At 70.6% G+C, this 23902-nt stretch carries 23 protein-coding genes; 16 read left to right on the top strand and 7 right to left on the bottom strand.

Annotation, left to right across the window (positions count from 1 at the left end):
• The first annotated feature begins 1 nt into the window (after position 1).
• On the top strand, positions 2–541 hold the full coding sequence (locus tag RWH44_RS06405) for a MerR family transcriptional regulator (protein ID WP_316003928.1): 540 nt from the start codon (positions 2–4) through the stop codon (positions 539–541).
• A 9-nt stretch (positions 542–550) separates the two neighbouring features.
• A complete protein-coding gene (locus tag RWH44_RS06400; RefSeq protein ID WP_298876807.1) occupies positions 551–1930 on the top strand; it encodes an ATP-dependent DNA helicase in 1380 nt (459 codons plus the stop codon).
• A gap of 36 nt (positions 1931–1966) precedes the next feature.
• On the opposite strand, the gene RWH44_RS06395 is transcribed toward RWH44_RS06400, so the two are convergent.
• Positions 1967–2620, bottom strand: a complete 654-nt coding sequence (locus tag RWH44_RS06395; protein ID WP_316003927.1) for a biliverdin-producing heme oxygenase — start codon at positions 2618–2620, stop codon at positions 1967–1969.
• 188 nt (positions 2621–2808) lie between these two features.
• On the opposite strand from RWH44_RS06395, the gene RWH44_RS06390 reads away from it, so the two are divergent.
• From RWH44_RS06390 to RWH44_RS06370, 5 genes are all read left to right on the top strand, one after another.
• A complete protein-coding gene (locus RWH44_RS06390; RefSeq protein WP_316003926.1) occupies positions 2809–4080 on the top strand; it encodes a serine hydrolase domain-containing protein in 1272 nt (423 codons plus the stop codon).
• Between the two features lie 7 nt (positions 4081–4087).
• The gene (locus tag RWH44_RS06385) at positions 4088–4996 is read left to right on the top strand and encodes an EamA family transporter (RefSeq protein WP_316003925.1); all 909 of its coding nucleotides are present in this window, start codon (positions 4088–4090) and stop codon (positions 4994–4996) included.
• A gap of 78 nt (positions 4997–5074) precedes the next feature.
• Entirely contained in the window at positions 5075–5404 is a 330-nt protein-coding gene (locus RWH44_RS06380) for a DUF3140 domain-containing protein (RefSeq protein ID WP_316003924.1), read from the top strand.
• Between the two features lie 113 nt (positions 5405–5517).
• Positions 5518–6516 (top strand): magnesium/cobalt transporter CorA, encoded by a 999-nt coding sequence (gene corA, locus RWH44_RS06375; protein WP_298876749.1) that lies wholly within the window; start codon positions 5518–5520, stop codon positions 6514–6516.
• A gap of 83 nt (positions 6517–6599) precedes the next feature.
• The gene (locus RWH44_RS06370) at positions 6600–8108 is read left to right on the top strand and encodes an amino acid permease (protein WP_316003923.1); all 1509 of its coding nucleotides are present in this window, start codon (positions 6600–6602) and stop codon (positions 8106–8108) included.
• Between the two features lie 71 nt (positions 8109–8179).
• On the opposite strand, the gene RWH44_RS06365 is transcribed toward RWH44_RS06370, so the two are convergent.
• On the bottom strand, positions 8180–9361 hold the full coding sequence (locus RWH44_RS06365) for a 4-hydroxybenzoate 3-monooxygenase (RefSeq protein ID WP_316003922.1): 1182 nt from the start codon (positions 9359–9361) through the stop codon (positions 8180–8182).
• Positions 9362–9531: 170 nt separating this feature from the next.
• The gene (locus tag RWH44_RS06360; RefSeq protein ID WP_316003921.1) at positions 9532–10299 is read right to left on the bottom strand and encodes an IclR family transcriptional regulator; all 768 of its coding nucleotides are present in this window, start codon (positions 10297–10299) and stop codon (positions 9532–9534) included.
• A 74-nt stretch (positions 10300–10373) separates the two neighbouring features.
• Between RWH44_RS06360 and pcaH the strand changes: the two genes are divergently transcribed.
• The 9 genes from pcaH to RWH44_RS06315 all read left to right on the top strand — a co-directional run bounded on the left by pcaH (position 10374) and on the right by RWH44_RS06315 (position 19324).
• Positions 10374–11186, top strand: coding sequence for a protocatechuate 3,4-dioxygenase subunit beta (gene pcaH, locus RWH44_RS06355; protein ID WP_316003920.1), 813 nt, complete (start codon positions 10374–10376; stop codon positions 11184–11186).
• Positions 11183–11740: a protocatechuate 3,4-dioxygenase subunit alpha gene (pcaG, locus tag RWH44_RS06350; protein WP_316003919.1), complete on the top strand. Its 558-nt coding sequence runs from the start codon at positions 11183–11185 to the stop codon at positions 11738–11740. The genes pcaH and pcaG overlap by 4 nt, the downstream gene beginning before the upstream one ends.
• Positions 11730–13100, top strand: a complete 1371-nt coding sequence (locus tag RWH44_RS06345) for a lyase family protein (RefSeq protein WP_316003918.1) — start codon at positions 11730–11732, stop codon at positions 13098–13100. The genes pcaG and RWH44_RS06345 overlap by 11 nt, the downstream gene beginning before the upstream one ends.
• Positions 13097–13870 carry an alpha/beta fold hydrolase gene (locus RWH44_RS06340; protein WP_316003917.1) on the top strand — a complete coding sequence of 258 codons (774 nt, stop codon included), beginning with the start codon at positions 13097–13099 and terminating at the stop codon, positions 13868–13870. Before RWH44_RS06345 ends, RWH44_RS06340 begins: the two co-directional genes overlap by 4 nt.
• On the top strand, positions 13870–14250 hold the full coding sequence (gene pcaC, locus RWH44_RS06335; protein WP_316003916.1) for a 4-carboxymuconolactone decarboxylase: 381 nt from the start codon (positions 13870–13872) through the stop codon (positions 14248–14250). Before RWH44_RS06340 ends, pcaC begins: the two co-directional genes overlap by 1 nt.
• Before the next feature lie 146 nt (positions 14251–14396).
• Positions 14397–15698, top strand: coding sequence for a C-glycoside deglycosidase beta subunit domain-containing protein (locus RWH44_RS06330; RefSeq protein ID WP_316003915.1), 1302 nt, complete (start codon positions 14397–14399; stop codon positions 15696–15698).
• The gene (locus RWH44_RS06325) at positions 15695–16897 is read left to right on the top strand and encodes a GDSL-type esterase/lipase family protein (RefSeq protein ID WP_316003914.1); all 1203 of its coding nucleotides are present in this window, start codon (positions 15695–15697) and stop codon (positions 16895–16897) included. The genes RWH44_RS06330 and RWH44_RS06325 overlap by 4 nt, the downstream gene beginning before the upstream one ends.
• Before the next feature lie 10 nt (positions 16898–16907).
• A complete protein-coding gene (locus RWH44_RS06320; protein WP_316003913.1) occupies positions 16908–18386 on the top strand; it encodes a C-glycoside deglycosidase beta subunit domain-containing protein in 1479 nt (492 codons plus the stop codon).
• The gene (locus RWH44_RS06315; protein ID WP_316003912.1) at positions 18383–19324 is read left to right on the top strand and encodes an alpha/beta hydrolase; all 942 of its coding nucleotides are present in this window, start codon (positions 18383–18385) and stop codon (positions 19322–19324) included. Before RWH44_RS06320 ends, RWH44_RS06315 begins: the two co-directional genes overlap by 4 nt.
• On the opposite strand, the gene RWH44_RS06310 is transcribed toward RWH44_RS06315, so the two are convergent.
• From RWH44_RS06310 to RWH44_RS06295, 4 genes are all read right to left on the bottom strand, one after another.
• Positions 19300–19932 (bottom strand): TetR/AcrR family transcriptional regulator, encoded by a 633-nt coding sequence (locus RWH44_RS06310; RefSeq protein WP_316003911.1) that lies wholly within the window; start codon positions 19930–19932, stop codon positions 19300–19302. The genes RWH44_RS06315 and RWH44_RS06310 overlap by 25 nt on opposite strands.
• Before the next feature lie 49 nt (positions 19933–19981).
• Positions 19982–21421 carry a GH39 family glycosyl hydrolase gene (locus tag RWH44_RS06305; protein ID WP_316003910.1) on the bottom strand — a complete coding sequence of 480 codons (1440 nt, stop codon included), beginning with the start codon at positions 21419–21421 and terminating at the stop codon, positions 19982–19984.
• 17 nt (positions 21422–21438) lie between these two features.
• On the bottom strand, positions 21439–22602 hold the full coding sequence (locus RWH44_RS06300; protein WP_316003909.1) for an FAD-dependent monooxygenase: 1164 nt from the start codon (positions 22600–22602) through the stop codon (positions 21439–21441).
• A 203-nt stretch (positions 22603–22805) separates the two neighbouring features.
• Positions 22806–23744 (bottom strand): LysR family transcriptional regulator, encoded by a 939-nt coding sequence (locus RWH44_RS06295; RefSeq protein ID WP_316004270.1) that lies wholly within the window; start codon positions 23742–23744, stop codon positions 22806–22808.
• Positions 23745–23902 lie beyond the last annotated feature (158 nt).

Genomic DNA, 23902 nt, shown 5'->3' with positions numbered 1-23902 from the left:
CATGAAGTCAAGCGGTGAGCCCATCGGTGATGCGGCGGCGCGTTTCGGGCTCGACACCCACGTGCTCCGCCACTGGGAGGACGAGGGCCTGCTCCACCCGGCGAGGGACGCGGCGGGGCGCCGCCGTTTCGGCGAGGACGACATCGTGCGCATCGCGGTGATCCTGCGGAACAAGGCCGCGGGGATGTCGCTCGAGCAGATCCGGGTGCTGCTCGACGAAGAGGCGCCCGACCGGCACCGCGTGCTCGAGGAACACATCGCCGAGCTCGATCGGCGCGCAGCCGACATCGCCGAAGCGCGGGCGATGACCGAGCACGCCCTGCGGTGCCGCTCGCACGACATCACGCAGTGCCCGCGCTTCCGCCGTCACGTGGGAGACGTGCTGTCGGGCGAGGCGCGCTGGCTGCTCGACCGCACCGAGCCGAGGGGCGGCCCGGTCGTGGCGCCATCCGGATCCGCACCGTCCCGATCGCGGAGGACGCCTGCCGCGGTGGAAGCCGCGATCCACACCGCGCCTGCCGCCGCGCGCGGCGCGAACTAGCATGAACCGGTGACCACGCCCCCTCTCTCCGCCGAGCAGCAGGCGCTGTTCCGGCTGATCGAGGACACGCGCGAGCACGTGTTCGTCACCGGCCGTGCGGGCACGGGCAAATCGACGCTGCTGCAGCACCTCGCTTGGAACACCAAGAAGCAGATCGCGGTGTGCGCGCCGACGGGGGTCGCGGCGCTCAACGTCGAGGGTCAGACGATCCACTCCCTCTTCCGTCTGCCGATCGGTCTCATCGCGAACGGCGACATCGACCAGAACGACGCGACCCGCAAGATCCTCAACGCCATCGACACGCTCGTGATCGACGAGATCTCGATGGTCAACGCCGACCTCATGGATGCCATCGACCGCTCGCTCCGCCAGGCTCGCGGTCGGCGCTCCGAGCCGTTCGGCGGCACGCAGATCGTGATGTTCGGCGATCCGTACCAACTGGCCCCGGTGCCGCCGCGGGGGGACGAGGCGCGCTACATCAGCGACCACTACCGCTCGTTCTGGTTCTTCGACGCCAAGGTGTGGTCGGGCGAGGCCGCGAGCGACGGGCTGATCGACATCGGGCGGCACGGGGCGGATCTGCACGTCAACGAGCTGGTCGAGATCCACCGGCAGTCCGATCCCGGGTTCAAGCAGCTGCTGAATGCGGTGCGCTACGGTCGCGTCACGGCCGAGATGGCCGGCATCCTGAACACCGCCGGAGCCCGCACGCCCCCGCACCCGGCCGACGGCGAGCACCCGATCATCACCCTCGCCACCCGCAACGACCGCGTCAACACCATCAACCGCAAGCACCTCGACGAGCTCATCGGGCGCACGCAGACCGCGAACGCCGAGATCTCGGGCGACTTCGGCCGCGGTGAGGCCAATTACCCCGCCGAGATGGAGCTCACGCTCAAAGTCGGCGCCCAGGTGATGTTCCTGCGCAACGACGGCGCGCAGTTCGGCGAGGCGCCCCGGTGGGTCAACGGCACGATCGGAACCGTCACCCGCATCGCCGGCGACAGCGTGCGGGTCGAGGTCGACGGCGTCGAGCACGACGTCGAGCCCGCCGTGTGGGAGAGGTACCGCTACGCCTATGACCCGGGCACCAAGAACCTCTCGCGCGAGATCGTCGCCGAGTTCACCCAGTTCCCGCTGCGGCTGGCCTGGGCCGTCACGATCCACAAGTCGCAGGGCAAGACCTACGACCGCGCCGTGGTCGATCTGGGTGCCGGTGCCTTCGCCCCCGGCCAGACCTACGTCGCGCTCAGCCGGCTCACCTCCCTCGACGGGCTCTACCTGTCGCGGCCGCTGCGCCCGAGCGACATCCGGGTCGACGAAGACGTGCGTCGGTTCATGAAGCAGGCGTGGCTCGCCCGCCAGGACGCGGCCGCGCAGAAGGCGTAGCCGCTGCGCGCGCCGTGCCGGCGCCCCCGGTGCGCGTCAGGCGACCCGGTGGGCCTTCGCGCGGGTGAGGTCGGCGAACAACTCCGTCGTGAAGCGGTAGGCGACGAGCACCTCGGCGATCACGCGCTCCTTCTCGTCGTCGTCCCACGGGGCGGCGTCGAGCTGCTCGCGGTAGACGGTCTTGAACGCCTTCGGGTCGGCGATGTCGCCGAACAGCAGGAACCCGATGCCGTTGGTCTCGAAGCCGAAGCGGCGCTGCATGAGGCGGCCGATCGACGGCCCGCCCGAGAGGTCGCCCAGCAGGCGCGTGTAGTGGTGCGCCACGAAACCGCCCGGCCAGGTCGCGGCGACGCGGCGGATGCGCGACACGTAAGCCTGCGTCGTCGGCAGGGGGCGGATGCTCTCGCGCCACTGCGGACCGATGAGGAACGCCAGGTCCGCTTCGAGCGCGGGCAGACGCGACGTGCGGTCGCGGAGGAAGACGGATGCCACGGGGTCGACGCGCATGCGGACGGCGGCGTCTTCGAGGGCCGCGTAGATGAACCAGTGCTGCGCGATGAGGGCGATGTAGTCGTCTCGGGTGCCGGCGCCGGTCAGCAGGTCGGTCATGAATCCGTCGCACTCGCTCGACGAGTGCGCGCTGCTGGAGCGTTCGCGCAAGGCGAGGGAGAACGGGACGACGGCGTTCATGCGGCCATCATACGCACTGACTTAGGTTGGCCTAACCCCCAAGGCGCCCCGAGTCGCCACGAAACGTCCGCGGTCGTGATGCAGACGTGACGAGCGGGCGGTGCAAGGGGCGATTGCGCTCAGGTGCCGTGTGTTTGAATCGAAGCTGCGCGCGCGTGTCCGCGCGCGGAACTGCTGGGGGTAACCACATGGCGAGATGGCGTCGTTCCGCGGCCATCGCGATCGCGGGCGCGGGAGCACTGGTGCTCGCGCTGAGCGGCTGCACGGCGCAGCAGACGGTGTCGATCGACGTCCCGGCTCAGGTCGACGCGCCGCTGCCCGAGGCCACGGTCGCAGAACTGCAGGATGCCGTCACCTCCGCGATGACCGCGACCGGTTCGAGCGGGGCGATCGTCGGAGTGTGGGCGCCGTGGAGCGGCACCTGGGTCTCGGGTCTGGGAACGCAGGGCCCCGGTGGGGCGGAGGTCACCAGCGACCTCGCGTTCCGCGCCGCTGAGGTGACGGGTGCGATGACGTGCGACATCCTCTACGGTCTCGCGGCGGACGGGACGCTCGCGATGAGCGATCCCATCAACACGTGGGTCAGCAACCTCCCCGGCTACGACGACATCACGCTGCGTCAGGCGTGCGACGGGACCTCGGGCATCGCCTCGTACACCTCGACTCTCGAGGCGACGGTGCTCGCCAACCCCGACCGCGTCTGGAACGCACGCGAGCTCCTGGCCTACGGGATCGCGCGCCCGCGCCTGAATGCGCCCGGGGGTGCGTACGGAACGTCGGCGACGAACTACCTCATCGCCGGTCTCGCCGCGGAGCGGGCGACGAACGAGACGCTCTCCACCCTCATCGCCGAACGCGTCGCGCAGCCGCTCGGACTCTCGTCGACGTCTCTGCCGGCACCCGCCCCGGCGACCCCCGGGCCGTCGTCGCTGCCGGGATACTGGTCGCAGCCGAACGCCGAGGGCGCGTGGAACTGCACCGATCCGGCCGAGTTCACCGAGATGTCGTCGAGCTACGGCGGCGCGGCCTCGGGTGCCGTCACCTCGATCACCGACCTCGGTCGGTACGCCCAGGCGCTGGCGACGGACGCACTCCTCCCCGCCGACAACGACCGCTTCGCCAACCCCGTGCCGGTGGGCCCTGACCAGCCGACGTGGTTCACCGCCGCGGGCGGCACGTTCCAGGCGGGCTCGCTCATCGGGCAGTTCGGATGGACGCCGGGCTACATGACCGCGGCCTTCGCCGACCCCCAGACCGGCATGTCGGTCGCGGTGGTGCTGAACAACTCGGGCGGCAACAAGCTCACGAGCGCCTGGCTGGCGTGGGAGCTCGCGGCGATCGCCTCGAAGGCGCCCGCCGCCGAGGGGCAGACGCTGCCCGAGGCGGGCCTGCCGTGGACGGCCGAGCAGATGCGCGACCTCGTCTCGGCGAACGCGATCTGCGCCGCCCCCGCCTCGTGATCCGGTCGTGAGCGCGCGCGGCGGGCAGGGCTCGGCCGCCGCTCTCGTGTTCGTCGGCCTGGCCTGCCAGGAGGTGGGCGCGTCGTTCGCGGTGATGCTCTTCCCCCAGACCGGACCGCTCGGCATCGTCATGCTGCGTCTGGTGTTCTCGGCGCTGCTGCTCCTCGCGATTGCGCGGCCGCGCCTGCGGGGGCACACCGGCTCCGCCTGGCGGTCGGTGGTCGTGTTCGGTGTGGTCCTGGCATCCATGAACGGGCTCTTCTACCTGGCGTTGGAGAGGCTTCCGCTGGGCGTCACCGTGACGATCGAGGTGCTCGGGCCGCTCACCCTCTCGATCCTGACCGCGACGGGGGCCGCGCGGTGGCTGTGGGCGGGGCTCGCCCTGACGGGGGTCATCGCGCTCGGCGCCGGCGGGTGGGACCGCCTCGACGCCCTCGGAGTGCTCTTCGCCCTGGGGGCGGCGGTCAGCTGGGCGCTGTACATCCTGTCGTCGGCGCGCGTGGGGCGGCAGTTCCCGCGCCTGGACGGCCTCGCGCTGGCGATGGCGGTCGGCGCGTGCCTCGCCCTGCCCTTCGGCCTCTGGCAGGCGGGGCCCGTGCTGCTGCGCGTGGACATCCTCGCGCTCGGGGCCGCGGTCGCGCTGCTGTCGTCGACCATCCCCTACGCGCTCGAACTCGTCGCCCTGCGGCGCCTGCCGGCCTCGGCGTTCGCGATCATGATGAGTCTCGGCCCCGCGACGGCGTCGATCGCCGGCTTCCTGCTGCTCGGTCAGCGCTTGTCGTGGCTCGAAGTCGCGGGCATCGCCCTGGTGATCGCCGCCAGCATCGGCGCCGTCCTGGCCGCCGCCCGCCGCAGCGCGGGCGCGCGGCATCCGGGACCGGACGCCGAGGAGCCGCTCAGCGAACCCGTCGGCTGATCAGCGGACCGGATGCCATGGCCCCGCCGTCGGCGCAAGGGGGCCGCTCCGCTCTCGCGTGCTGGCCAGGATGACGGCATGAGCGACGACGACGACCAGACCCGCAAGGAGTTCGACGACGCGGTCAACATGACCGCGAGCGAGCTGAAGAAGTGGCTCGACACCGACGATTCGAAGTCCGTCGGGCAGAAGAAGGGCGGCGGCGAATCGACCGGCCATGAGAGCGGCCGGCACATCGTGCGGATCCTCGAGAAGAAGAAGGCCGATCTCACCGACGACGACCTCGCCCACATGCGCAAGGTCGTCGGCTACGTCAAGCGGCACAGCGCACAGAAGCCGAAGGGCGACGTGACCGACACCGACTGGCGGTACTCCCTGATGAACTGGGGCCACGACCCGAAGAAGTGACCGGCGGCGGCGTCCCGCAGCCGGCCACCGGAGGGCGCGCGCGACGCTAGCGCACCGTCGGTGTCGAGGGCAGTGGCATCCGTCGTCCACCTGGGAGGGGTACAACGGTAAGCATGCCCATCATCGACAGCGCGGTCTACGTCGACGGTCGCCGCATCGAGAACCCCTCGAGCCTCGACCAGACCTTCGAGTACATGGAGGCCCACGGCGGGATGGCGTGGATCGGCCTGTTGCGCCCCTCGACCGACGAAGTGGAGCGCGTGGCCGCGGAGTTCTCGCTCCACCCCCTCGCGGTCGAGGATGCCCTCGCGGGTCATCAGCGCGCCAAGCTCGAGCGCTACGGCGACAACCTCTTCGCGGTGCTGCGACCGGCGCGCTACATCGACGAGACCGAGACGGTGGAGTTCGGCGAGCTGCACGTGTTCATCGGCGCCGACTACGTCGTCACGGTGCGGCACGCGGAGGTCCCCGATCTCGCGCGCGTGCGGCACCGCCTCGAGGAGAACCCCGAGCTTCTCGCACGGGGACCCGAGGCCGTGCTGTACGCGATCCTCGACGAGGTGGTCGACCAGTACGACCCGGTCGCGCGAGGCCTGCAGAACGACGTCGACGAGATCGAGGACCAGCTCTTCGGCGCCGACGGGGCCGAACTGTCGCAGCGCATCTACCAGTTGGCCCGCGAGGTCATCCATTTCCAGCGCGCGGTGGAGCCCCTGCGCGACATGCTGGAGGCTTTGCTGCGCGGAGCCGACAAGTACGGCGTCGACATCGAGCTGCAGCGGTCGTTGCGCGACGTGCTCGACCACGCCTTGCGCCAGAGCGAGAAGCTCACGGCGCTGCGGGCGATCCTCGACAACGCCCTCACCGTCAACGCCACGCTCGTCACGCGCCGCCAGACCGAGACCTCGCTCGAACAGAACGAACAGGTCAAGAAGATCTCGGGGTGGGCCGCGATCCTCTTCGGGCCCTCGCTGATCGGGGCGATCTACGGCATGAACTTCCGCAACATGCCCGAGCTGGACTGGACATTGGGCTACCCCATGGCGCTGGGTCTCATGGCCGCGACCTCGCTCGGACTCTGGCTGACGTTCAAGCGCAAGCACTGGCTCTGATCCCGGGGGCGCGGCCCGCGACGGATGCCGCGCTTCGCGGCGCGCTTCCTGGACAGTCGCTGCGCGAATCGCACGATGGGTAGGTGAACGACACCACCCCGGGCTCCGGCGGCGCCGCCGAACCGACCCACACCTCGACCGTTCAGCTCGAGGACAGCGGCTACCACAAGCGACTGACCTCACGTCAGGTGCAGATGATCGCCATCGGCGGCGCCATCGGCACCGGACTCTTCCTCGGCGCCGGCGGGCGTCTCGCCCAGGCGGGTCCCGCGATCGTGCTGTCGTACGCGGTCTGCGGCCTGTTCGCGTTCTTCATCCTCCGCGCGCTCGGCGAGCTCGTGCTCCACCGGCCGACCTCGGGCTCGTTCGTGTCGTACGCGCGCGAGTTCTTCGGCGAGAAGGCCGCCTTCGTGTCGGGCTGGTTCTACTGGATCAACTGGGCCACGACCACGATGGTCGACATCACCGCGGCCGCGCTGTACATGAACTTCTTCGGCAAGTACGTGCCGTGGATCGCCGCGGTCCCGCAGTGGGTGTGGGCGCTCGCCGCGCTGGTCACGGTGCTGGCCGTCAATCTCGTGTCGGTGAAGGTCTTCGGCGAGCTGGAGTTCTGGTTCGCCCTCATCAAGGTCGCCGCCCTCGTGGCGTTCCTGCTCGTCGGCATCTACTTCGTGGTGTTCGGCACTCCCACGGGCGCCCCCACCGGGTTCTCGCTCATCGCCGACAACGGCGGATTCTTCCCCAACGGCATCCTCCCCGCGATCATCCTCATGCAGGGCGTCGTGTTCGCGTACGCCTCGATCGAGCTCATCGGCACCGCCGCCGGCGAGACCAAGAACCCCGAGAAGGTCATGCCGCGCGCGATCAACTCGGTCATCTTCCGCGTGGCGGTGTTCTACGTCGGCTCGGTGCTGCTGCTGTCGCTCCTGCTGCCGTTCACCGCGTACTCGAAGGACGAGAGCCCGTTCGTGACGTTCTTCGCCTCCATCGGCGTGCCGGGGGTCGACGTCATCATGAACCTCGTCGTGCTGACCGCGGCGCTGTCGTCGTTGAACGCGGGCCTTTACTCCACCGGTCGCATCCTGCGCTCGATGGCGGTCGCCGGATCGGCGCCGAAGTTCGCCGCGCGCATGAACAAGGCGGGCGTGCCCTACGGCGGGATCGCGATCACGGCTTTCGTCGCCCTGTTCGGCGTCGTGATCAACTACGTCAATCCCAGCGACGCGTTCGAGACGGTGCTGAACGTGGCAGCCGTCGGCATCCTGGTGACCTGGGCGACCATCATCGTGTGCCAGATGCGGCTGAAGCAGCTCGCCGATCGCGGAGAACTGGTGCGCCCGTCGTTCCGCCTGTTCTGGGCGCCGTACACCGGGTATCTGACGCTGGCGTTCCTGGCCGTGGTGCTCGTGCTGGTGTTCATCGACTCGCCCGCGACGCTCGTCGTCGCGGTGGTCGCGAGCCTGCTGATCACGGCGGGCTGGTTCGCCTGCCGCAAGCGGATCGCCGAGCTCGCCGCCGAGCGCGAGGGCTACACCGGAACGGTGCCGGTGGTGCCGAGCCCGTTCCCGCAGTCGCGCGACACGAAAGACTGAGCCCGCGGGCTCTCGGCGGCGCTCGGGCTCCGGCTCGGGCGCCGCTGTCGTGTGCGGCGGTGCTGTCCGGGTCAGGCGTCGAAGGGCCAGCCCGTGTAGGCCTCGGCGAGGTAAGCGCGGCCGTGCGCCGACTCCACCACGGAGCGCAGCTCGCCGACCTGTCGGCGGCGGTCGAAGGCGGTGGCATCCGGGGCCACGTGCAGCAGGCTCGTCATCCACCACGAGAAGTGCTGGGCCTTCCAGATGCGGCGCAGCGCCGTCTCGGGATACGCGTCGAGGCCGCGCTCGTCGCCGTCGAGCAGCGACCTGCGCAGGGCCTCGGCGAGAAGGCGCACGTCGGCGATCGCGAGGTTCATGCCCTTCGCCCCGGTCGGCGGGACGGTGTGGGCCGCATCGCCGACGAGCGCGACGCGGCCGCGACGCAGCTCGTGGGCGACGAAGCTGCGGAAGCGCAGGACGTCGCGTTGGAAGATCGGGCCCTGCCTCAGCGTCGTGCCGGGCACGCGCTTCTGCAGCTCGTGCCACAGCTGCTCCTCGGTGAAGGCCGCGGTGTCGGTGTCGGGGTCGCACTGGAAGTACATGCGCTGCACGGTGTCGGAGCGCTGGCTCACCAGCGCGAAGCCGTCGGGGGAATTGCTGTAGATGAGCTCGTCGGCGCTCGGCGGCGCTTCGCACAGGATGCCGAACCACGCGAAGGGGTATTCGCGGAAGTACCCGCCCTGGCTCGATCCGGTCACGGTGGCGCGCGCCACGCTGCGCGAGCCGTCGGAGCCCACGACGAACTCGGCCTCGATCTCGAGCGCACGGCCCTCGGCGTCGCGCGCGAGGACGCGGGGGCGGTCGGTCTCGGCATCCGCGATGCCCTCGGCGGTGACGCCGAAGCGCAGGTCCTGCCCCGCGGCGAGGCGCGCCGCGACGAGGTCTCTGAGCACCTCGTGCTGGGGGTAGAGCCATACCGCGCGGCCCACGCTCTCGGCGAAGTCGATGCGGTGCCCCTCGCCCTCGAAGCGCAGCTCGATGCCGTCGTGGCGGTGACCGACGGTGCGGGCTCGGGAGTGGGCGCCGAGCCCGTCGAGCAGCTCGACGGTGCCCTGTTCGAGGATGCCGGCGCGGATGGTGCTCTCGATCTCGTCGCGCGAGCGCTGGTCGATGACGATCGAGGCGATGCCCGCCTGGTCGAGCAGGTGCGACAGCAGCAGCCCCGCGGGGCCGGCGCCGACGATGGCGACGCGGGTGCGGACGGTGGGGGTCATGGCGTCTCCTTCGACGGTGCCTGCGTCGATGGTGCGCGCTGCAGGGGGACCGCACGCCGCCGCTCCCATTCATCGGGACGCAAAGCCGGGTGTTCTCGAGGAGTCGAGTGTCCAGGAAACGCCGCTCCGGGCAGCCCCGTTGCGGCGTGTCGTGGACACTCGACGGGGAGTCAGCGGCGGAAGCCGAGGGCGCGTTCGGTGTCGCGGGCGGCGCGGTGGAGCTCGACGAGCGCGAACTGCGTCTCGGCGTCGCGCGGGAGCACCGCCGACAGCGCCGCGATGACCGTGCCGGTCTCGTCGCGCACGGGTACGGCGACGCCGGTGGACACCTCGTCGACGTATCCGGGGGCGATCACCCGGCCCAGGGTGCGGATCTCGGCGAGGGTGCGACGCAGAGCGACGGGATCCACGATCGTCGAGGGCGTCACGGCGCGGAGGGGGCCGGCGAGCACGCGCTCCTGCAGGTCGTGCGGCGCGAAGGCGAGCAGCACGAGCCCCGACGAGGAGGCATGCAGAGGGAGGCGTCCTGCGACCCGCGTGATGTTCGCGCCCGAGTCGGGGGCGCTGAGCCTCTCCAGGAAGAGCGCCTCGTCGTGCTCCAGGATCGCCAGCTGCGTGTGCTCGCGCACGCGCTGTTGCACGCGCTCCATGTACGGCAGGGCTGCCTGGCGCAGGCGCAGGGCATGCGACGACCGCGTCGCCAGCTCCCACAACCGCATGCCCACCCGCACGCGCCGCTCCTCGTCGCGCTCGAGGAGTCCGGCATCCACCAGTTCGTTGACGATCCGATGCGCGGATGAGCTCGGCAGCCCGGCCCGGCGGCCGATGTCGGCCGTGGTCTGCGCGGTGCGCGTGGGGGTAAAGGTCTCGAGGATGCGCACCAGGCGGTCGGTCACCGAGTCGCCCGAGGGGGAGTTGGCCACACTCCAGGATGCCACGATTCCCATTCACCGGGAACGTTCTGGCGCGCGCCGGGCCGGTGCCCGACGATGGGGAGGTCGAAGGAGACCCCATGACGAACGCCCCCGCGGCCGCACCCGAGACCTTGCTGGCGGCCCCCGACCAGGCCACGCAGGACGAGATCGTCCGCGAGATCCGCGCCCGCCACGCCGAACTCGACCGCGCCGAGGCCGCGGGAGAGCGGGTGCCGGCCACGGCGCACGACTTCCCCGCCTACCGCTCGAGCGTGCTGCGCCACCCCACCAAGAACCCGAAGCTCGTCGACCCCGAGACGATCGAGCTGTTCTCGCCGGCGTTCGGGCAGCGCGATGTCGCCGCGATCGAGTCCGACCTCACGCTGCAGCACGCCGGGGAGCCGCTGGGCGAGCGCATGAGCGTGCAGGGGCGGCTGCTGGACTCGTGGGGGCGCCCGGTGGCGAACCAGCTCATCGAGATCTGGCAGGCGAACGCCGCGGGCCGCTACATCCATCAGCGCGACCAGCACCCCGCCCCGCTCGACCCGAACTTCACCGGCGCCGGCCGGGCGATCACGAACGAGAACGGCGAGTACCGCTTCACCACCATCAAGCCCGGCCCGTACCCGTGGAAGAACCACCGCAACGCCTGGCGCCCCGCCCACATCCACTTCTCGGTGTTCGGGTCCTCGTTCACGCAGCGCCTGGTGACGCAGATGTACTTCCCCGGCGACCCGCTGTTCGCGCTCGACCCGATCTACAACAGCATCCCCCGGCAGAGAGACCGCGACGCCCTCGTCGGCGTCTACGACCACGACCTCACCTCGCCCGAGTGGGCCACGGGGTACCGCTTCGACATCGTGGTCGACGGGCCGGATGCGACCTACTTCGAGCAGGAGGACGAGGCATGACCCCCGCCAAGACCCACCGCGCCACCCCCGGGCAGACGGTCGGGCCGTTCTTCGCCTACGGCCTGGCGTACTTTCGCCAGCACGAGGTGGCCTTCCCCCACTCGCCCGGGGCGATCGTGCTCTCGGGCACCGTCTTCGACGGCGCCGGTGCGCCCATCCCCGACGCGCTGGTGGAGATCTTCGGGGCGGATGCCGACGGCTCGGTGCCCCGCGCGCGCGGGGCGTTCCGTCGCGACGGGCACACCTTCACCGGCTTCGGCCGCGCCTTCACCGACGACGAGGGGCATTACGAGTTCTGGACGCGCGAGCCCGGCGGCATCCACGGTCGCCCCGGCTTCTTCGCCGCGATCGTGTTCGCGCGCGGCCTCCCCGACAAGCTGCACACGCGCATCTACGTGCCGGGGGACGCTGACGCGCTCGCCGCGGATCCGCTGCTGTCGTCGCTCGACGAGGCGGAGCGCGCTAGCCTCGTCGCGACCCGGACGCCCGACGGGTACCTGTCGCACGACATCCGGTTGCAGGGCGAGAACGAGACGGTGTTCCTTGCCTTCTGACGCCCTCCCCCCGTTCGACGTCGGTCTGCTCGCGCCGGTGAGCGTCGGGCACGACGCGCTGCTGTCGGACGGGGTCGTGCTGTCGACGATGATCCGCGTCGAGCGCGCCCTGGTCGCGGCGTACGTCGAGGTGGGGGCGGCCCCGCGCGAGGCGCGGGTCGAGATCGACCACGTCTTCGGGATCGACGAGAAGTATGGCTCCCCCGAGCGGGGGATCGACGTCGACCGACTCGTGCGCGAGGGCGTGGCGGGGGGCAACCCCGTGATCCCGCTCGTGGGGATGCTGAAGGCGCAGGTTCCCGAGGAGCACCGTGCGTGGATCCACCGGGGCGCGACGAGCCAGGACATCCTCGACACCGCCCTCATGGTCGTCGCGCGCCGGGCCGTCGAGCAGACGCGTCGCTCGACCGCGAACGCCGCCGTCTGGGCCCGGCAGCTTGCCGTGCGGCACGCCGACGACGTCGCCGCCGCGCGCACCCTGACCCAGCACGCCGTGCCCACCACGATCGGCGCCCGCGCCGCGACCTGGGCCCGTGGGCTGGAGCGCGCCGCGCAGCGCCTGGGGGAGCTGACCTTCCCCGCCCAGCTCGCCGGGGCGGGCGGAACGCTCGCCTCGTTCGTCGAGATCACCGGATCCCAGGATGCCGCGAACGCCCTGCCCGCGGCCCTCGCCCGCGCTCTGGAGCTCGATGCCCCCGAGGCCCCGTGGCACACCTCCCGCTGGCCCGTCACCGAGATCGGCGACGCCCTCGTGCAGGCGATCGACGCGCTCGGCAAGGTCGCCGCCGACATCGCGACCCTCGGCCGCACCGAGATCGGCGAGGTCTCCGAGGGCGTCGGCGGCGGGTCGTCGGCGATGCCGCAGAAGCAGAACCCGGCCGAGGCGGTGCTCATCCGTTCCGCCGCGCTGCGCGCGCCCCACCTCGCGGCGACCTTGCACCTGGCATCCGCCCTCGCCGTCGACGAGCGCCCCGACGGCGCGTGGCACGCCGAGTGGCCGACCCTGCGCGAGCTGCTTCGCCTGGCGGTCGGAGCCTCGGCCCACGGGGCGTCGCTGCTGGCGCACCTGCGCGTGGACGTCGACGCCGCGGCGGGCAACCTCGGCCGCACCGGCGGGCGGATCGTGAGCGAGCGTCTGCGCGGAGTGCTCGTGCCGCTCCTGGGCGCGGAGGCGTTCGCCGCACTGCTGGCGGGAGACGACGACCTCGCGCCGCGCCTGCGGGCGATGCCGGAGCTGCGGGGCGTCGACCTCGACGCGTTGCTCGACCCGGCTGGATACCTCGGCCTCGCCCCCCGTCTCGCGCGGGGCGCGGTTCACGCGGGCGGCGGCACGGCACACGACAGAGGGGGCGAGGAATGAGCCTCATCTCGCTCACCGCGCCGATCGGCCGGGCCGGCGCCCCGCTCGTCGTGCTCGGACCGTCGCTGGGCACCTCGACCATCCTCTGGGACGACGTCGTGCCTCTACTCGTCGACGACTACCGCGTCGCGGCCTGGGATCTTCCCGGCCACGGTGCCGGTCCCGTCGCGCGCGAGCCGTTCACTGTCGCCGACCTGGCGGACGCCGTGGCCGCGGCCGTGCCCGACGAGACGTTCCTGTACGCGGGGGTGTCGCTCGGCGGGGCCACCGGACTCGAGCTCGCCCTGCGGCACGGCTCCCGGTTGCGGGGCGCCGCCATCGTGGCATCCGGGGCCGTCCTGGGCGACCCCGCATCGTGGACCGACCGCGCCGCGCAGGCGCGCGCGCAGAGCACGTCGAGCCTCATCGTCGGCTCGGCGCAGCGCTGGTTCGCCCCCGAGTCGATGGCACGTCGGCCCGAGCTGAGCGGGCGCCTGCTGCACGCGCTCCAGGATGCCGACGACGACAGCTACGCCCGCTGCTGCGAGGCGCTCGCCGCCTACGACGTGCGCTCGTCGCTCGGAGGTATCGAGGTGCCCGTGCTCGCGGTGTGGGGCGCGTTCGATGCCGTGGCTCCCGAGGCCAAGGCGGTCGAGATCGCCGAGCGCGTGCGCGACGGGCGGGTGCAGCGTATCGACGACGCCGGTCATCTGCCGCCCGCCGAGCAGCCGGAGGCCGTGGCCGCGGTGCTGCGGTCGTTCTTCGCATCCGTCTCGAGAGGGGACGTCTGATGGCCACCGACCAGGAGCGACACGACCAGGGCATGACCGTGCGGCGGGAGGTGCTCTCCGACGCCCACGTCGAACGCGCCACCGCCGGCGCGACCGAGCTCACCTCCGATTGGCAGGACTTCATCACCCGGGTCGCGTGGGGGGACGTGTGGTCGCGCCCGGGCCTGGACCGTCGTTCGCGCTCGATCGCGGTGCTGAGCTCGCTCATCGCCCACGGTCATCACGAGGAGCTCGCGATGCACCTGCGCGCGGCGATCCGCAACGGACTGACGATCGTCGAGATCCGCGAGGTGATCCTGCAGTCGGCGATCTATTCGGGGGTGCCGGCCGCGAACACGGCGTTCCGCATCGCGTCCGAGGTGTTCCGCTCCGACGCGTGAGTCGCCAGAGATCGTCGCTTCGGGCCCCGGAAAGCGACAGAATTCGGCAACTCACGCGCATGGATGCGGAGGATCACGAACGCTTATGTCTGAATGAGGCATAAGCGGGGTAGCGTCGAAGTGAACCCCATAGAGAGTGAGCGACGATGCTTCTCGAGAGAGACCTCATCCAGTCCGTCGGATTCCGCAACGTCCGCGAGGGCGACGAGATCACCGGCTTCCAGTTCCGCGTCCGGATGCCGTCGTACCGCGGCATGGCCGCCTCCCTCATCGACGGCATCGCCGTGAGCATCCCGGGCCTGGTCGACGTCGCCCCCGACGTGCCGCTGTGGACGCTGCAGGGGACGCAGTACACGCTGGCCGAGCTGTGGGACGGCGACGGGGTGCGTTGGCCGCTCGAGGATGCCGCGATCGTGACCGTGCCCCTCCCGGGGGGTCTCCCCGACGGCGTGCACGAGCTGTCCATCGAGCTCCGCCTGCGCATGTCGTACATCCCGCAGGAGCATCAGCCGAGCACCTACCGCGTCACCAAGAGCGTCACGCTCGCGCCCGAGGCATCCGGGGCCCCCTTCCGCTACGGCGTCTCGCTGTACAGCTACATGACCGACTTCGGCACGGTCATGGACCTCGAGACCGCCATGGCCTCGATCGCCGACCTCGGCGCGACGGGCCTCGAGATCCTCGGCGAAGCGCACGTGCCGAACTACCCGAACCCGTCCGACGAGTGGGTGGAGCAGTGGTTCGCGCTGCTGCAGACGTACGGTCTCGAGCCGACGAACATGGGCTCGTGGATCGACACGCGCCTGCACTCCAGCGGCCCGAACGGCCGCGACATGACGGTCGCGGAGGGTGTCGCGGCTCTCCAGCGCGACCTGCGCCTCGCGAAGCGCCTCGGTTTCCGCTTCGTCCGGCCGAAGATCGGCGTCGTCTCCGGCGACCTCATCCCCCACCCCATCTGGACCGAGGTCGTCGAGGCCTCCCTGCCGCTGGCTGAGGAGCTCGACGTCGTCATCTGTCCCGAGATCCACTCGCCGACCCCCATCAAGCACGAGGTCGTCGACGACTACATCGCCCTCATCCACCGCACCGGCACGAAGCACTTCGGTCTGCTGCTCGACACCGGCATCTTCCAGGACCGTCCCATCCCGCTGAAGCCCGGCGAGCTGCCCGGTCAGCGCCCGGCGTTCCTCGACGGCATCCATGTCGACCCGAAGGACGTGTTCGACGTGATCGAGAACGTCGTGTTCATCCAGGCGAAGTTCCACGACATCGACGAGAACCTGCACGACCAGCAGATCCCGTGGGAGCCGGTGCTGAAGGCCCTGAAGGACGCGGGCTACACCGGCTACCTCTCGAGCGAGTACGAGGGCGAGCGCGAACCCTGGCGCTCGATCGAGCAGGTGCGCCGTCAGCACTCGCTCATGCGCCAGATCGCCGACGGGCTGTGAAGACCCAGGACGAAGTCACGCGGGAGCTTCTGCGGGCGAGCGTGCGCGGGACAATCGACATCGAGGAGGATGCCGAGGGGCTCATGCCGCTGCGCCTCCCGCTGAGCGTGAGACCGCAGCTGGACTCCGACTGGATGAGGATCGCGTCGGAACAGGCATCCGGCGTCCGTATGGAGTTCGAGACCGCGGCGACGTGGGTCGAGATGACCGTCGAGACCACCGGTCTCTTCCTTCCCTGGATCCCCGACGGCGAACGCTGGTCGGTGTTCTCGTGGACGATCGACGGCCAGCCGGTCGGCGAGGTGCGCGTCACCGGCGGGTCGAAGCTCCACCTCGCCGAGCCCGGCGGCCCGCGCTTCGAGCGGGGCGAGTCCGCGCTGGTGCGCGGCGAGCTGGGCGGTGACGGTGTGACCGAGCGTCGCGTCGCGGTGTGGTTGCCGCAGACCGACGCCGTGCGCGTGCGCGATGTGCGATCGGATGCCCCGCTGCGGCCCGCAGGCTCGCTCGGACAGCCCCGTTGGTGGCACCACGGCAGCTCCATCAGCCACTGCATCGAGGCGGACAGGCCCCTGGGCGTGTGGCCGGTGCTGGCCGCGGGGGAGCTCGGCCTCGACGTGACCAATCTCGGCTTCGCCGCGAACGCCCACCTCGACCCGTTCACCGCCCGTGCGATGCGCGACTCGGGCGCCGACCTGTGGAGCCTCAAGATCGGCATCAACATCGTCGGTGGCGACACGATGAAGCGGCGCACGTTCATCCCCGCCGTGCACGGGTTCCTCGACACCCTGCGCGAGGGGGCGGCAGACACGCCGATCCTCGTCGTCTCCCCGATCATCTGCCCGATGCACGAAGACACCCCGGGGCCGACGGTCACCGATCCCGCCACGGGGCTGCGCCGCGGAACTCCGGTCACGACGCCGGACGTCTTCGATCCGCCGCTCACGCTGCGGGCGGTGCGTGAGATCCTGCGCGACATCGTCACCATGCGCGCCGCCGACGACCCCGCACTCCACTACCTCGACGGTCTCGAGCTGTTCGGCGAGGCCGACCTCGCGGAGCTGCCCGACGGGCTGCACCCGAGTCCCGCCGGATACCGGCGGATGGCGGCGCGCTTCGCCGCCTCGGACACGGTCGCCCGGTGGGTGTCGCAGGTATCCCGGACCCCCTCTTCCCCGGCGCCGATCATCGGCCACCCCTAAGGACCACGACATGCCCAACGGACTCATCCACGACGACAGCCTCCGCGCGCACCCCGACGGTCTCGCGCTCCGGTTGACCATCCCCTGGTACCGCAGCCTGTGGCTCTCGTCGGTGACCTCGCTCTCGCTCACCGTCGACGGCGGACAGGTGGATGCCGACGACCTCCGTGTCGCGTTCGGCGACGCCTCGTACCGGCTCGACGAACTGCCGGAACAGAGCGAACGGCTCTGGTTCCTGCAGGAGCACCCGCTCCTGGTCGCCCGCCGCGACGAACCGGTCGCCCTCGGGGAGACCCACGACGTCGTGCTGCATGGCGAGCTGCGCCTGCCCTACATGCAGATCGCGCCCGGCCAGGACGGCGGACCCGGCCTGTACGTGCCGAACGTGGTGCACGACGTGAAGACCCTCACGGTCGTCGACGCGGATGCCGGCATCCCGGCGCTCGTATCGGACGTGACGCCCCCGCCGCCGGCGGCCGAGGACGACCCGTTCCAGCTGGGGCTGACGCTGTACTCCGCGAGCGCCGAATTCCGGGCCGGACACTTCGACTTCGACGGCCTGCTCGACCGCGTCGCTGAGCTGGGGATCGGTCCGGGCATCGAGATCGTGGCATCCCAGATGGTGCCGACCTACCCGGTCGTCGGCGACGACTTCGTGCGCACGTGGCGCGCGGCGTTCGACCGGCACGGGTTCGTGGAGAGCTCGTTCGGCGCGAACCTCGACATGGGGCGCCGCCGCGACCGCGATATGACCCCCGACGAGGAGTTCGCCTTCTCGACGCTCATGTTCGAGGGGGCGAAGAAGCTCGGCTTCCCGCTCGTGCGTATCCAGAGCGCCAAGCCCGAGCTGCTGCGTCGGCTGCTGCCGGTCGCCGAAGACCTCGAGCTCAAGCTCGCGTACGAGATCCACGCACCCATGGGCCCGAACTCCGACGCGATCCTGCGCGTGCGCGAGACCTACGCCGAGCTCGACTCACCGCTGCTGGGCTTCGTCGCCGACTTCTCCTCGACGATGCACGCGATGTCGCCGACGCTGCTGCGGGCCGTGCGCCGTGCCGGTCTCGACGACGAGGCGGTGGAGAGGCTGCAGGAGATCTGGGCGACGGATGCCACGATGCAGGCGCGCCAGCAGGAGTTCCTCGGCTACCTCCGCGGACGGGACTTCGACCCCGGTCGGCTGGGCTCGTTCGCGCACCTCGCCTTCAACATGCACGGCCACGTCGACCCGCGCGGGTGGGCCGACATCATGCCGCAGATCCTGCACGTGCACGCGAAGTTCTACGACATCGACGACGCCGGGCAGGAGCCTGCGATCAACTATCCCGAGCTCGTTCGCGTGTTCGTCGAGGGCGGCTACCGCGGCTTCTGGTCGAGCGAGTGGGAGGGTCACGCCTTCGCCGAGCTCGGCGAGGTCGACCCGCTGCTGCTCGTACGGCGTCAGCACGACCTCATCCGTGCGTCTATGCGGGCGGTGACCGCGGGGGGATGACCGACCTTCGCGCCCTGCCGTTCAGCGACATGCTCGCGCACCTGCGCGAGCATGGAGAGCCCGCCGACCCGCGCGGCGACATCGACACGGCATCCCTCCATCGTCGCTTCGCCCACCTGTCGGCCGTCGAGACGCGGGAGCTGACGTTCGCGGGCGCACGCCGGTCGCAACCGGCGCGGCTGTACCGGGATCCGTCGGCGACGGCGACGGGAAGGGCGTTCGTCTGGGTGCACGGCGGCGCGTTCATCGGGGGACACCTCGACATGCCGGAGTCGCACTGGGTCGCTCTCGAGCTCGCCGCCCGCGGCATCCCGGTCCTGACCCTCGACTACACGAAGTGCCTCGGTGACGTGCACTACCCGGTGCCCTCGGACGACGTCTTGGCGGGCTGGCGCTTCGCCCTCGACAACGCCGAGGAGTTCTTCGGTGCGGCCCCGGATGCCGTGGCCCTCGGCGGTGCGAGTGCCGGCGGCAACCTGGTCGCCGGTGTCGCCGCGCGGCTGCGAGACGGTGCGGGGCCGGCCCCGGCGGGCCTGGTGCTCGTCTATCCCGTCCTGCACCCGAACAGCTCGTCTCCGGGTGAGCCCCTGGACCCCGAGGCGCCGATGGGGCGGATCTCGGCGAACTTCGCGGGGCCCGGTGGTCTCGACCATCCGTACGCCTTCCCGGGTCTCGGGTCAGCGAGCGCACTTCCGCCCACGCTCGTGGTCGTGTGCGAACTCGACGATCTCCGGCCCTCGGGTGAGGCGTTCGCCACCCTCGTGCGGGAGGCGGGCGGGTCGCTCGACCTATATCTAGAGCCCGGCGCAGGCCACGGCCACATCAACGAGCCCGCCGACCCGACGGCCCGGACCACGATCGAGGAGATCGCGCGCTGGCTGGGCGCAGCTCAGGCCGAGGGAGCCGCGATCGGTCATCCCGGTGAGATCGTGAGATAGACCGTACGCGCGAGACGATCGAGGAGGTCGCTCCAGCGGTATGCATCGTGCGGACTCGCCGTCGCCGCAACACCAAGGCTGAGATATCGCACGCACAGGCTGTAGAAGATCTCGAATGCCCACCGCGCCTGCTCCGCCGACAGCTCGACACGGTGCTGCCGTGCGGCGGCCGAGAGGGCGCGGATGAAGACCGCCTGCCCGGCGTCGCCGGAGCGGCGCCCGCGCTCGAGGATCTCGGCATCCTCCACGCCGAGAAGGAAGAACGGCGACAGGAGGTCGCGGTTGGAGCGCAGGATTTCGGCGTACGCGGTCACGATCTGCGTCGTCGCGCGCTCGAAGCTCGCGGCGCCCGTACCGGCGGCATCGACGCGCTGCGCGGTCTCGAGGTCGAGGCGGTCGAATTCCTGGCTCTGGACGGCGCGCAGCAGTTCGGCCTTGCTCCCCACCCGGCCGTAGATCGACCCGATCGACACCTCGGCCCTCGAGCTCACCTCCGCGAGCGAGAACTGGCCGGTTCCGCGCTCGTGCAGGAGCTCGAGCACCGCGGCGCACACCTTCGCGAACGAGTCGCGACTGCGCTGCTGCTTGGGCTCGGAGAGGCCGCTCACGCCCGGTCGCGCACCCATCGCTCTCCCACCCGTCGATCCCCGTCGCCCCTCACGCCGTCAGCTCCACGAGGAAGACGGACTGCGGCGCCAGGGCGAGGTCCATCTGGAGGGTACCCTCCGCCGATACGGCGACCGGGCGCGGCCCCTCGACCTCGCCGCTCAGCGACGTGATCGTGGCGTGCACCGTGGCATCCGTCCAGGGGAGGTTCTGCAGCTCGATGCGCGCCGACTCGACCCCCGCGGATGCCAGCTCGGTGCGCTGCGGCGGCAGGGTCAGCCCCAGCTCGATGCGCTGCTCGCCGATCGGGATGCGGAAGGTGAAACGGTCCTCGTCACGCGGGGCGAGGGCGCTGTCGGGGGCGACGTAGTTCGCCACCAGGACGCGCAGGGTGTCGCCATCCCGGCCGGCGGCGCAGGCGAGGCCCGATTCGTCGCCGCCCGACACGGCCAGACGCCGCCCCGTGAGCGCGCGTCCGGCCAGAGCGAGCGCACGGGAGCGCTCATCGGGTCGCCCGTCGACGTCGCCGACACCGCCCGGGTCGACGAAGCCGTAGTGCGGATCGCGGCCGCTGTCGGCGCGGAAGAAGAAGGCGTGGTCGATCACGGTGTCCTGCAGGGCGATGGACGTGGCGGCCTGGAACGCGCCCTTCTCCGCCGCGGGGGCGGTGGAGCTCGGGACCGCGAGGTAGTTCCAGTAACTCAGGGTCAGGGCGGTCTCGGTGAACCCGCGGTCGTCGAGCAGCGTACGCAGCTCACGAGCCACGTAGCGGTAGTCGAGGGGATCGCGGCTGCCGTCGGTGAACCAGAGGAATGAGAAGAAGTCGAGGGGAAGGTCGTTCTCGCGCACGAAAGCGAGGAAGCCCTCGCGGTAGGGAGCGTCGGCCTCCAGGGGGAAGGCGATCGCGGGCCCCCCGACCGTCAGCGACGGATCCACACGCTGCACGGCCGTGCAGAAGGCGCGGTACATCGCGAAGAACTCCTCGGGGCGACCCGCGAAGTGCAGGGGCCCGAAGTCGGGCTGGTCGCCGAACTCGTAGATGCGGACGGGCTTCGCGGGCCCGCCCGCCCACCCCTGCGAGTAGTGGCGCACGATGTGTTCGACCACCCGGCCGTAGAGCTCGACGTCTTCGGCGGGGAGCTTGTTCTTCGGGATCGAACTGGCAATCGTGAACATGACCTCGGCGCCGATGGCGTGCACCGCCTCGATCCACTGGTCGGTGGGAGCGAAGTTGTAGCTCGCCGGGTCGTCGACGTCGGCGCTCCAGTCGGGGAACAGGCTCGTGGGGTTGTCGCGCGTGTCGAGGCGCGAGACCCAGTCGAACGAGCGGACGACCGTCACCCCCGCCTCGCGCCAGAGCGGCGTCATGTCGGGGAAGTCCGGGTGGCCGTCCACCGGTCCGGGGACGCCGCCGACGCCGTTCAGGGGACGGAAGGCGCTCTCCGCCGCGGCGTCGACGATGAGGGTTCGGGTGCGGGAAGGGTGCGACACGGTCGGCTCCTCGGGTCTCAGTAGGGCATCTGCAGGAGGCGGTTCGCGTACTCGTTCGCGATCGGCTCGTCGTGGCGGAGGTGAGCGATGCGCGCGCGATAGGTCTCGTCGGTGACGGAGTCGAACTCTTCGAGCATCGACTCGATCGAGCGCTCGTGCACGGCGCGCACCCGCGGGAGGCGACGCTTCATGAACTCGAGCTGGGCGTCGAGCAGGGACTGGTCCTTCGCGAGCTCCTGGGCCAGCACGACACCGTCCTCGATGCTCATCGCCGCACCCGATCCGAGGTACGGGGTCATGGTATGCGCCGCGTCGCCCAGGATCATCACGCGTCCGCGGAACCAGGGGTAGGGCACCCAGACGGTCGAGTACGGCGTGTAGGCGACGTTCTCGGCGTGACGGACGTCGTCGAGCGCGTCGGAGAGGAACGACGACCCGCGGGTGAGGGCGACCGCGCGGTCGTGCATGATCTCCGCCATCTTGGTCGCGTCGTAGCGGGGGCGCCCCTCCTCGGCCACGGTGAGCACCATGTACATGAGGTCTTCCGACAGGGGCGTGAGCATGATCTTGCCGCCATAGCCCTGGCAGATGATGGGCTGCATGATCTTGCGGCGGTTGGGCAGCCCCGCGCGCCACGCCACCCCGCCCACCGGGCGGGGAGCGAACCTCTCCCCGAAGTAGTCGCGTCGGATCTGGGAGTGCAGGCCGTCGAAGCCGAGCACGAGGTCGTACTCGGCCCGGTCTCCGCCGCTGAAGGTGACCGTTGCGACGTCGTCGTGCTGCGAGATGTCGGTGACGGTCGTACTCATCCGGAAGGTACAGCCGTTGTCGCGCGCGTGGCGTGCAGCGAGCTCGAGGAAGGCGATGCGCGACATCGTCACGCAGCCCGGAAGCCCCTCGTCGCGCGTGCCGTAGCTCATGGTGCTGAGGAGGGTGCCGTCGGCGTCGTAGTTGTCGATCCCCGGCGCGGGGTGGCCGATCTCGAGGACGTCCTCCAGCATGCCGATATCGCGCACGGCCCGGAGGCCGTTGATGCGCAGCCCGAAGCCGACGCCCGCGACGCTGATCTCGGGCTTGTCGTCGATGACGTCGACGGTCGCCCCGATTCGTGCCAGTGCCGAGGCCGTGCTCAGGCCTCCGATCCCGGCGCCGACGATCAGGATGCGCAAGGGTTCGGTCATGGTGTGCTCCTCACTGAGCGGACGACGAGACGGTCGACGAACGCACGATTACAGAATCAGTACGTTGGTTCTGATTTGGAATCTAACCCGCGGGCGTCGCTGCCGGCCACCGAGGGGCGTGGTGGCATCCGGATGCCGTCCATCACGATCGCTGATGCCCGACGGGCCGCGGGCGCGGCCGCGGGAACCGGCGGGGCGCCAGGTCAGTGCGGCGCGTGCCCCGCGGCGATCCTGCGCCCGGCCTCGGCGAACAGGCCGCGCATCCACTCGTGTTCGGGATCGCGGTTGTGCGAGGGATGCCACCAGAGGGCGCTCACGATCGGCGTCGCGGCGAAGGGAAGGGGCACCACCCGGATGCCGCCGATGCGCAGCAGGTGGGGAGCGAGCGCCGACTGCACGAGCCCGACGCGCCGCGTGCCGCTGACGAAGTGCCCCACCGAGAGGAAGCTCTCGAGCACCACCTCGATGTGCGGCTCGACACCGAGCTGCTGGATCTGGCGAGCGGCCGAGGTGAAGGCCGAACGAGACTGGAACGTGAGCACCCAGGGCATGTCGGCGAGGTTCTGCATCGTGAGCGCCTCGCCCACCTCGTCGTTGTCGTCGGCGACGACGGCCAGCCAGTCGTCCTGCCAGAGGTCGAGGTAGGGAAGCTCCGACACCGGTCCGTGCGGGATGACCATGCCGTCGGCGGAGCGCAGGCGGTTCGCGGCATCTTCGACGATCCCCGGGTTGTGCAGCATGTAGCGGAACCGCACACCCGGCGCCTGTTCGGCGGCGAGCTGCGAGACGACCGTGCCGACCGTGACGAAGCCGTAGTCGGAACCATAGATCGAGAATTCCCGGGTCGATTCGGCCGGCGACCACGACGCCTGGCTCTCGAAGACGCGGCGAGCGGCCTCGAGAGCGGTGCTCGTGTGATCGGTCAAGCGCACGGCGAACGGGGTGAGCTCGTAGGTGTTGCCGCGGCGAGCGAGGATCTGGTCGTTGAAGTGCGTGCGCAGCCGCGCGAGCGAGGCGCTGAGGGCGGGCTGACTCAGATGCAGGCTCTCGGCCGCGCGCGTGACGCTGCGCTCGGTCAGAAGGGCGTCGAGCGCGACGAGGAGATTGAGGTCGAGGCGCGACAGCGTCGCATGGTCGGTCACCACGGCGTGATCCTTCGCTCGGATAGCTTTTTCGCACTGTATCAACGTCGTCTATTCGTCGGCTAGGGCGCATCGGCTGAGGCGATGCCCAGAACGCCGAGCCCCTTATGTGCAACATCGCGAAGACTTATGTGCTTTTTCGGCGCATCGCGCAGATA

This window comes from Microbacterium phycohabitans, assembly GCF_032464935.1.
GTDB lineage: Bacteria > Actinomycetota > Actinomycetes > Actinomycetales > Microbacteriaceae > Microbacterium > Microbacterium phycohabitans.
Note: the sequence above shows the minus strand (reverse complement) of the source record. Positions and strands in the feature narration are given on the sequence as shown.

Excerpts from the sequence above, each read along its gene's own strand:
- RWH44_RS06405 (WP_316003928.1), top strand. The coding sequence starts at position 2 with ATGAAGTCAAGCGGTGAGCCCATCGGTGATGCGGCGGCGCGTTTCGGG.
- RWH44_RS06395 (WP_316003927.1), bottom strand. The coding sequence starts at position 2,620 with ATGAACGCCGTCGTCCCGTTCTCCCTCGCCTTGCGCGAACGCTCCAGC.
- RWH44_RS06390 (WP_316003926.1), top strand. The coding sequence starts at position 2,809 with ATGGCGAGATGGCGTCGTTCCGCGGCCATCGCGATCGCGGGCGCGGGA.
- RWH44_RS06380 (WP_316003924.1), top strand. The coding sequence starts at position 5,075 with ATGAGCGACGACGACGACCAGACCCGCAAGGAGTTCGACGACGCGGTC.
- corA (WP_298876749.1), top strand. The coding sequence starts at position 5,518 with ATGCCCATCATCGACAGCGCGGTCTACGTCGACGGTCGCCGCATCGAG.
- RWH44_RS06365 (WP_316003922.1), bottom strand. The coding sequence starts at position 9,361 with ATGACCCCCACCGTCCGCACCCGCGTCGCCATCGTCGGCGCCGGCCCC.
- pcaH (WP_316003920.1), top strand. The coding sequence starts at position 10,374 with ATGACGAACGCCCCCGCGGCCGCACCCGAGACCTTGCTGGCGGCCCCC.
- pcaG (WP_316003919.1), top strand. The coding sequence starts at position 11,183 with ATGACCCCCGCCAAGACCCACCGCGCCACCCCCGGGCAGACGGTCGGG.
- RWH44_RS06340 (WP_316003917.1), top strand. The coding sequence starts at position 13,097 with ATGAGCCTCATCTCGCTCACCGCGCCGATCGGCCGGGCCGGCGCCCCG.
- pcaC (WP_316003916.1), top strand. The coding sequence starts at position 13,870 with ATGGCCACCGACCAGGAGCGACACGACCAGGGCATGACCGTGCGGCGG.
- RWH44_RS06330 (WP_316003915.1), top strand. The coding sequence starts at position 14,397 with ATGCTTCTCGAGAGAGACCTCATCCAGTCCGTCGGATTCCGCAACGTC.
- RWH44_RS06320 (WP_316003913.1), top strand. The coding sequence starts at position 16,908 with ATGCCCAACGGACTCATCCACGACGACAGCCTCCGCGCGCACCCCGAC.
- RWH44_RS06315 (WP_316003912.1), top strand. The coding sequence starts at position 18,383 with ATGACCGACCTTCGCGCCCTGCCGTTCAGCGACATGCTCGCGCACCTG.
- RWH44_RS06300 (WP_316003909.1), bottom strand. The coding sequence starts at position 22,602 with ATGACCGAACCCTTGCGCATCCTGATCGTCGGCGCCGGGATCGGAGGC.